Origin of the sequence: Thalassospira sp. UBA1131, from assembly GCF_002311515.1 — a bacterium.
In the GTDB taxonomy this organism is placed as follows: Bacteria; Pseudomonadota; Alphaproteobacteria; order Rhodospirillales; family Thalassospiraceae; genus Thalassospira.
Window position 1 is genome coordinate 18,294 of the sequence record NZ_DCAO01000117.1, and the last position, 377, is coordinate 18,670.

At 55.4% G+C, this 377-nt stretch carries 1 protein-coding gene; it reads right to left on the reverse strand.

The window, feature by feature from the left end:
* A partial coding sequence (locus B3Z49_RS19925; protein WP_296994094.1) for an AMP-binding protein occupies nt 1-377 on the reverse strand: 377 nt, incomplete at both ends.

The window sequence follows — 377 nt, forward strand, 5'->3', positions numbered from 1 at the left end:
ACTTCGTTCATTTTGTCATCGACAATCTTGGCTTCGTATCCGGTTACCGGACGACCTGTGCAGGCCGGGTGGCTGTCACCAAACCGGTTGGAAATAAAGATATGGAGCATCTCGGTCGCACCGATACCATCAAGCATCGGCTTGCCGGTTTTTGCCATCCACGCCTCATAGACCGGGGCTGGCAGGGTTTCACCGGCCGAAACAGCGGCGCGCAGCGATGACAGATCAGCACCATCTTCCATGGCTGATAACATCACCCGATACGCGGTCGGTGCGGTAAAGCAGACCGTTGCCTTATAGGTTTCGATAATTTCGATCATGTTGGGTGGGGACGCCTTTTCAAGCAAGGTCGCCGTCGCCCCGAAACGCAGCGGAAA